This window comes from Mycobacterium sp. (genome assembly GCF_032162105.1).
Lineage (GTDB): Bacteria > Actinomycetota > Actinomycetes > Mycobacteriales > Mycobacteriaceae > Mycobacterium.
Genome location: NZ_JAVRPS010000062.1, coordinates 1 through 5,831, shown reverse-complemented (window position 1 = coordinate 5,831; position 5,831 = coordinate 1). Strand labels below are relative to the sequence as shown.

The 5,831-nt window shown below is 62.5% G+C and carries 4 protein-coding genes and 2 pseudogenes; 1 reads left to right on the top strand and 5 read right to left on the bottom strand.

Going from position 1 to position 5,831, the window contains the following annotated elements:
• The 5 genes and pseudogenes from QOC69_RS03135 to QOC69_RS03115 form a co-directional block, all read right to left on the bottom strand.
• Window positions 1-200: pseudogene (locus QOC69_RS03135) on the bottom strand (TetR/AcrR family transcriptional regulator); the annotation flags it as partial.
• Between the two features lie 63 nt (window positions 201-263).
• Complete coding sequence (gene nrdE / locus QOC69_RS03130) at window positions 264-3,662, bottom strand: class 1b ribonucleoside-diphosphate reductase subunit alpha (RefSeq protein WP_526436257.1); 3,399 nt, start codon at window positions 3,660-3,662, stop codon at window positions 264-266.
• Window positions 3,629-4,093, bottom strand: coding sequence for a class Ib ribonucleoside-diphosphate reductase assembly flavoprotein NrdI (gene nrdI / locus QOC69_RS03125; protein ID WP_526436255.1), 465 nt, complete (start codon window positions 4,091-4,093; stop codon window positions 3,629-3,631). The genes nrdE and nrdI overlap by 34 nt, the downstream gene beginning before the upstream one ends.
• 41 nt (window positions 4,094-4,134) lie before the next feature.
• Window positions 4,135-4,377: a redoxin NrdH gene (locus tag QOC69_RS03120; RefSeq protein WP_526436253.1), complete on the bottom strand. Its 243-nt coding sequence runs from the start codon at window positions 4,375-4,377 to the stop codon at window positions 4,135-4,137.
• 477 nt (window positions 4,378-4,854) lie between these two features.
• Complete coding sequence (locus QOC69_RS03115) at window positions 4,855-5,397, bottom strand: NADPH-dependent FMN reductase (protein ID WP_526436250.1); 543 nt, start codon at window positions 5,395-5,397, stop codon at window positions 4,855-4,857.
• Window positions 5,398-5,488: 91 nt separating this feature from the next.
• Here QOC69_RS03115 and QOC69_RS03110 point away from each other — a divergent pair.
• Window positions 5,489-5,827, top strand: a pseudogene (locus QOC69_RS03110) (TetR/AcrR family transcriptional regulator); the annotation flags it as partial.
• Window positions 5,828-5,831 lie beyond the last annotated feature (4 nt).

Genomic DNA, 5,831 nt, shown 5'->3' with positions numbered 1-5,831 from the left:
GGTTTTGCGGTGCCGGCCTCCTCGGCGATCTCGCGGACGCTGAGGTCGGGCCCGAGCCGGTCGATGGCGCGAAACGCCGCCTCGACGATCTCGCCGCGCACCTTCTTACGGTGCTCGCGCCAGCGTTCGCTGCGCGCGTCGACCTTCACACCGGGCTTGGGCCCGGCGTGCGGCAGCGGGGGTCGCGGAATTCTGACCACGTCAAGCACCATACCCCGGTGCAGCCGCTGACCTGGGCAGACTGGCTGCCGGAACGCCAGGCGTCACAGCATGCAGGAGACGCAGCCCTCGACCTCGGTGCCTTCCAGCGCCATCTGCCGCAGCCGGATGTAGTACAGCGTCTTGATACCTTTGCGCCAGGCGTAGATCTGCGCCTTGTTCACATCACGGGTGGTCGCGGTGTCCTTGAAGAACAGCGTCAGCGAAAGCCCTTGGTCCACGTGCTGGGTGGCCGCCGCGTAGGTGTCGATGATCTTCTCGTAGCCGATTTCGTAGGCGTCCTGGTAGTACTCCAGGTTGTCGTTGGTCAGATACGGCGCCGGGTAGTAGGCCCGGCCGATCTTGCCTTCCTTGCGGATCTCGATCTTGGACGCGACCGGGTGGATCGACGACGTCGAGTGGTTGATGTAGGAGATCGATCCGGTCGGCGGGACCGCCTGCAGGTTCTGGTTGTAGATGCCGTGGGTCTGCACCGACTCCTTCAGCCGCTTCCAGTCGTCCTGGTCCGGAACACGGATCTCCGCGTCGGCGAAAAGCTGACGCACCTTGTCGGTCTTGGGTTCCCAGACCTGCTCGGTGTACTTGTCGAAGAACTCGCCGGAGGCATACTTCGAGTTCTCGAAGCCCTTGAAGTGCGAACCGCGTTCGATCGCAATGCGATTCGAGGCGCGCAGCGCATGGTAGAGCACCGTGTAGAAGTAGATGTTGGTGAAGTCGATGCCCTCTTCGGAACCGTAGTAGACGCGTTCGCGGGCCAGGTAGCCGTGCAGGTTCATCTGTCCGAGCCCGATCGCGTGCGAGTCGTTGTTGCCCTGCTCGATCGAGGGCACCGACCAGATGTGGGTCTGGTCACTCACCGCGGTCAGCGCGCGAATCGCCACCTCGATGGTCTGGGCGAAGTCCGGCGAGTCCATCGTCTTGGCGATGTTCAGCGAACCGAGGTTGCACGAAATATCTTTGCCCACTTTGGCATACGACAAGTCGTCGTTGAATATCGACGGCGTGGAGACCTGCAGGATCTCCGAGCACAGGTTGGAGTGGGTGATCTTGCCCTCGATCGGGTTAGCCCGGTTCACCGTGTCCTCGAACATGATGTACGGGTAGCCCGACTCGAACTGCAGCTCGGCCAGCGTCTGGAAGAACTCGCGCGCCTTGATCTTGGTCTTGCGGATCCGTGCGTCATCGACCATCTCGTAGTACTTCTCGGTGATCGAGATGTCGGCGAACGGCACCCCGTACACGCGCTCGACGTCGTACGGCGAGAACAGGTACATGTCCTCGTTGCGCTTGGCCAGTTCGAACGTGATGTCGGGGATCACCACACCGAGCGAGAGCGTCTTGATCCTGATTTTCTCGTCGGCGTTCTCGCGCTTGGTGTCGAGGAACCGGTAGATGTCGGGGTGATGCGCCTGCAGGTAGACCGCGCCGGCACCTTGGCGCGCACCCAGCTGGTTGGCGTAGGAGAACGAGTCCTCGAGCAGCTTCATGATCGGGATGACGCCCGAGCTCTGGTTCTCGATGTTCTTGATCGGCGCGCCGTGCTCGCGAATGTTGCTCAGCAGCAACGCGACTCCACCACCCCGCTTGGACAGCTGCAGCGCCGAGTTGATGGAGCGCCCGATGGACTCCATGTTGTCTTCTATGCGAAGGAGGAAGCAGTTGTGCACGACGGTGCCACGAATCGTGTACGTATGCGTGCCCTCGACGTGCAGGTTGTACACCTTTTCCGGAGTCTCCCCCGTGACCGCCATGTCGCGGATTCCGTATACATGCCGCCCATGCACCACCTGGTACGTGGTGCGCAATGACCCCTTGCGTCCCACGTAGTTGTGCAGGTTCTTACCGACGGAGTAGATGAAGTCCTCGTTGATGCCGGGCAGCCCGGGGACGAATACCTGACCCGTGACATTGCCAGCCTGGTTGACGTATTGCCGAACCACGGACATCATGCCGAGACGGCGAAGGATCAACTGCACCTGATCGATGAGTTCCGGGTTTACGAGGTCGAGAACCATGCCACCGGTGGTAGTGCACCCGTCGCCGCGAAACAGTCCCGCCAGCAGGCCAATCTGAAACTCGTCGTCGGCCGTCATGACGTCGTGCGACAAGCGCTTCGAGTGATATCCGGTACCCACCATCGACAGGAAGAGTGACGCCACGACCTTGCTGTTGCACACCATGCGAACCGACTGGTCCGACACACTTTGGTGGATAGAGAGATCCGCGGCGAATACGCGCTTGAACGCGGCCGCCAACTCCCGCTGGTACTCGAGTTCGTGTGCGCCAAGCGTGAAGTGGATGCCATTCGGAGTCCGGTCATTGGCCCCGGAGCGCTTCGAAATATGGCCTTCGGCGATGTACCAGCCGAGGATGAGGCCAAGGTCGTAGGACTCCTCGACGTGGCGGTTCACCGACACGAACTTCATGTGGTGGCGCTGTTTGTTGCGGTGCTTGAGATCGGTGTTGACCTTGCGGATGAGGCCATCGACTTCTTCGTATTCGCCGGAGCCGACGTGCTCCATCAAGTCGTGTACGCGCCGCTCGCGTCCTTCTAGCGGAGCTGCGGTCACGATGAAGTCCGCTGGATGAATGTCCTTCGCAGCCAGCCACACGAACCCGTTGAAGGGATCGGCACCGTCATCGTCGATGAGCGTGTCGACCTCGCGCGTCGTCCACACCAGGATCGGATGCTCGGGAGTGCAGAGGATTGGCTCCTTGTGCCCGAAATGCGAGATACGAATGAGCGCTTGATCATTGGGGTTCTCGATGACGGACTCGACGACGGAGAACGACCCGTCGTGTGAGAGCACCCGGTCACCCGTCGTCAGAGTCTCAATCGCCTGCGGGCCGTCCGGAGTATCCACTGGAGTTCCCGCCGGAAAGCACGAGACCGGCTCGCCGCGTTGCTTCTTGCCCGAGTTGAGGAACGTCGGCGTGGCCGGCTGGAACCGGCCGTCGATGATCTCGTCGACGAGCTTCTCGGCCAGCACGGTGTCGCCGGCGGCCAGCGTCATGGCCACCATGCAGACCCGGTCCTCGAACCGCTCGAGGTAGCGCTTCCCGTCGAACGTCTTCAGCGTGTAGGAGGTGTAGTACTTGAACGCGCCGAGGAACGTCGGGAACCGGAACTTCTTGGCGTAGGCCCGGTCCAGCAGGGTCTTGACGAAGTTGCGCGAGTACTGGTCGAGCACCTCGCGCTCGTAGTAGTTCTCCTTGACCAGGTAGTCGAGCTTCTCGTCCTGATTGTGGAAGAACACCGTGTTCTGGTTGACGTGCTGCAGGAAGTACTGATTCGCGGCTTCCCGGTCCTTTTCGAACTGGATCTTGCCGTTCGCGTCGTACAGATTCAGCATCGCGTTGAGCGCGTGGTAGTCCGTCTCCCCGGGTAGCGCGTTGGGCGCGCTGGAGGTTACAGGCTCTGCAGCTGTGACGGTTGGTGGCACGTCTGGTCCTTCCAGAAGTCTGCGAGACCCGCACGGACGGCTGCGACGTCGTCCTCGGTTCCCATCAGTTCGAAGCGGTAGAGGTAGGGCACGCCGCACTTGCGGGAGACGACGTCACCCGCGTAGCCGAATTCGGCGCCGAAGTTGGTATTGCCCGCGGCGATGACACCGCGCAGCAGCGACCGGTTGTGTTCATTGTTGAGAAAGGCGATGACCTGTTTGGGGACGTATCCCCCGGCATCGGGATCGGGCCCGTTGGCATGCCCTCCGCCGTAGGTGGGCAGAACCAGCACGTAGGGCTCTTTGATGAACTCGGGGTCCTCGATACGACCATGGACCGGAATACGGGTGGCGGGCATGCCCAGCTTCTCCACGAAGCGGTGCGTGTTCTCCGAGACGCTGGAGAAGTAGACGAGATTGCCACCGGTCATATCGGCATCTCTCCCTTCCAGCACCTGTCGTCGAATACCCGTTATGCGGTGACTGCGACCGCCCCGGCCAACGCCTTGATCCGGTCCGGCCGGAAGCCCGACCAGTGATCGTTGCCGACCACGACGACGGGCGCCTGCAGGTATCCCAGCGCCATGACGTAGTCACGCGCCTCGGTATCCAGGCTGATGTCGACCTTCTCGTAGGCGACGCCTTGCTTGTCCAGCGCCTTGTAGGTGGCGTTGCACTGCACGCAAGCGGGCTTGGTGTACACGGTGACGGTCATCTTCGGTACGGCTCCTCTGCGGAATTTGAAACTATTACTTGACGTGACTGGCAACTGATCGGGTTGGTGCATCTCCACTATGTTCAGCGGACCCGGGACCCTCGAAATTCCTGAGATTTCTGCCGACCGAGGCTACGAATCCGGCGTGTCTGGGAACCCGACACCACCGGATTGGGAGCTCCGGCCGACCCTTGAAAGCTTGGGAACCGTGGGGGTCTGTCGGTCTGCAAGACACTACACCTAGTGGCCGACATTCAGAACGGATACAAGATGTTCTGAACAACATTGATGAAATTCCCAGGTCGTAACCTCCGCGACCCGGAACCACCCGGCGTGTCGCGCGTCACGAGAGGGGGTGTGTCGGGCCATACGGCCGTTCTACCACCGGGCACCGACAACCCGTCGGATCGCACCGCCAGACAGCAAAGCCGCCGACGAACCTGGGTTCGTCGGCGGCTCTGCGTTGAAACGTACCGATCAGCCGATCTCGGCGACCAGTTTCCCGACGACCTCGCGCACGCCGGCGGCCACCTCGGCGTTCTCGCGCGGGTGCTTCCCGTCGAGCGATTTGAACGGCACCGACAGCTTGAGATCCTCGACGATCCGCGGGCCGGCGAAGCCGAACGACTTGCGGGTCTCGTCGTGCGCCCAGACGCCGCCGTACTGACCGAATGACCCGCCGATGACGGCCGCGGGCTTGTCCTTCAGCGCGCCGTTGCCGAATGGGCGCGACAGCCAGTCGATGGCGTTCTTCAGTACGCCGGGAATGCTGCCGTTGTACTCGGGGGTGACGACGAGCGCGGCGTCTGCCTCGGCCGCGGCCAGGCGCAGTGCCTGCACCGACTCGGCGACGTCGTCACCGTCGATGTCCTCGTTGTAGAACGGCAGCTCGCCCAGCCGGTCGAACGGCACCAGCGTCACGCCTTCCGGGGCCGACTCGGCGGCCAATTCGGCCAGCTGACGGTTCACCGACGCTGCGCGCAGGCTGCCCACTAGTACCAATACCTTGCTATCCGACATGTTCCTCATTCCCTTCAATGGCTCGTTCCGATCGTCGCATGAAGCAACCGGACCGTGGTCCGATTAATTCCGTCTGAGCTAAAGTGCAAGGGTGAGCGTCGATCAGCTGGGCGAGTTCCCGGTCTCCACGCCACCGGAACGCGGCGATGCCGCCCGTAACCGTGCACTGCTGCTCGACGCCGCCCGCCGGCTCGTGGCCGAGCGGGGCCCCGACGCGGTCACCATGGACGACATTGCCACGGCGGCCGGCGTCGGCAAGGGCACCCTGTTCCGCCGGTTCGGCAGCCGGGCCGGCCTGATGATGGTGCTGCTCGACGAGGACGAGAAGGCCAGTCAACGGGCCTTCCTGTTCGGCCCGGGTCCGCTTGGGCCCGACGCTCCCGCGCTGGAACGGCTGATCGCCTTAGGACGCGAGCGGCTCCGTTTCGTCTAGA